This window comes from Sphingomonas sp. TZW2008 (assembly GCF_002117915.1).
Classification (GTDB): domain Bacteria; phylum Pseudomonadota; class Alphaproteobacteria; order Sphingomonadales; family Sphingomonadaceae; genus Sphingomonas.
Genome location: NZ_BDJB01000022.1, coordinates 1 through 2390, shown reverse-complemented (window position 1 = coordinate 2390; position 2390 = coordinate 1). Strand labels below are relative to the sequence as shown.

Genomic DNA, 2390 nt, shown 5'->3' with positions numbered 1-2390 from the left:
CCGCCGTCGCCCTCGCTGCAACCGTCATCTTCTGGCTGTGATCAACGAGTCCTGAGCCTAGCTTCCTGCGCTACCAAGCCGATCCAGATGCAGGTGAGCGGGCGCTTAGTTAGGGGCGGCGGTTAATTGATGCGACTTCGCGCATGATGATGCGACTCGTGACTGATTGAATGGCGCAGTGCTGTATCGTTCACATCAAAACCGCCCAGATCGCAGATCGTGATCGTTCGTCGCTTTCACTACAGCTCAGCCAACTTCGCTTAGGTCTATGCTTGATCAGCGGCTACCGCCTTGAGCAGGCAACATGGCCTCTAAAGCGTGGGCTTATGTCTATCACTTAAGCTGGAACGGCGAGGTTCAGGCAACTCGCGCTTTCCTTTCCGTTGGTTCATTCGCGCAAACGGAAGCTTACATTGATCCGCTATGGAAGCCGGCGGTTTAGGTCGCCTTCATGTTTGTGCTGACATTGCCGAACGTCTTCTTCAGCTGATTGCCAAGGTTCCCCATAGAGGCGATAGCGGCAACAGCAATCAGAGCGGCGATGAGGCCGTATTCGATGGCAGTAGCGCCTCGCACATTGCGGGCCAGCTCGATCAACGTCCGTTTCATATCAATCCCCTGTCAGGCGACTGAATAAGGGTTATCAAGTTAACGCTTCGTATGCTGATGCAGCAGAAAGCGGGAGGTCGCGGATTACCGGCGTCCAGACAAGCGCCGCGAAGGCGCTACTGATCGAGGCTTGCTCTTCAGCAAGCGAAGATTGAGAAAGAGCGTCATGAAGAGACACAGCCCCCAAACTTGAATTGCGGCGAATAAAAGCCATGCCTTTGTCAGTTCTGAAATGACTACGTCTGCTTTACTTACAGTCAAGAAAGCGGCAGTTAGTAATGCCGTCACAATAGCTGCACATCGGCTTAGCATAAGGTTGAACTTATCAATCATCATCTAGCCTCCTCTGAGGACCTTACCGCATTAAAGTAAAGAATGTTCAGCTGTCGGATGAAACTCACGCGCTCAGACTTGTTACATGACATAACGCGCCTAAGCACTACTTTTGAGCGATCTTGACTGATTCAAACCCTTGTGACAGCTCCCCACGCGACGAGACCGCGAGGAGCATAGCAATTGTTAGCCACTCGACTACTCGAGCCGGAAAGGGGAGGCGTAACCGGCCGAGTCATTCTAAGAGCCAGCCTTTATACTCGTGCTACCCGCGCCAATATCTGAGTTTGAGAGGCCAGCGAACGGGCCTTACGTTAGGCTCAAACGATCGCGGGCTCGGGAAATTGCATACGTGGCAGAAAGTTACACCCTCATTCTGCTTCCTTGGGTTTGCCAGCGTTACTCGCTCGACCGCTAGCCGCCGCGTCTAAGCGCCATCGTTTGGTGGCTTCATCCTAGCCAGCCCCTTGTAGCAAGTCACCCTGAGATGAGATTGCTAGAAGCATAGCAATCATCAGCCACTCGACTTTGTGAGCGACAATGGCGCTTAGCAGCTTAGCCAGTCGGCTGGACATATGCTTCCTTTCAGGGCCATTTATACGCCGGAGTTCCTAATGTATTGTCGCCGCCCCGCTGTGAGAGAGGTTCAACGTTCGATACCGGGCGGATCAACGAACCTATTGGCTCAACCGCAAAGAACCGATTTTGGAGCCAATCTCCCTGAATTTCTCTATCAGCGCCGCGTTGGTGGAGAGCCCTGCCGCTTGCTCAGGCTTCGACGCGCAGTTCGTCATGTCAGACGTCAAGGTGGTCGCAAACGCGATAACCCAAACGTCAATGCCTTTTGACTTCGCCGCGTTGCACGCCATGCGAAACCGCTGAAGATGACGCGCCTTAAGCGCATTGTCGTCGTAGGTACCGGTCTGACCCATGACCCGACCGTCAAGGTACTCAATACCGTAGGACGAATAAGCTGTTGAAGTAGGCGCCATCTCGCCATCCGTCATGAAGATCATGTATTTCTTGACGCTAAAGCCGCGTATTTTCGTCGGGTTATCCGGATCGTTGAAGTCGTTAGTTTCCGGTGTGGCGGAGCGAAATAGACCGGTTGGCGAGATGAAGCGAGCACCCCAGATCATTCCAAGATCGTGGTATGTACCTCCTCGCGCACGTAGTCCCGTGATGTAGGAGACGAAGTCAGCGCGATTGTTATAGTAATTCCGCATCCGACGGGATTCGGTCGGGCATGGCGCATCAGGCTGGATGAAAGCGCCATTAGTCATCCCAGCTGGATAATACGAGACGTCGGCCCACATCGGCCGCCAGCGGGTGTCGTCGCTGGATGGGATCAGATCAACGTCCAGATCGTAAGCATCGGCTGGCGCGCTCGTAGGGTCAGGACCCATTGATGTGAGTGTCGCGATCTGATTCAGGCTTCGCGAGGAGAC

General features: G+C 53.9%; 2 protein-coding genes. Both read right to left on the bottom strand.

What is annotated here, in order from left to right:
• Positions 1 to 438: 438 nt before the first annotated feature.
• Entirely contained in the window at positions 439 to 597 is a 159-nt protein-coding gene (locus tag B7L05_RS16760; protein ID WP_375601271.1) for a Flp family type IVb pilin, read from the bottom strand.
• A gap of 1022 nt (positions 598 to 1619) precedes the next feature.
• Positions 1620 to 2390: hypothetical protein (locus tag B7L05_RS17565; protein WP_179187261.1), on the bottom strand; the 771-nt coding region annotated here is incomplete at its 5' end.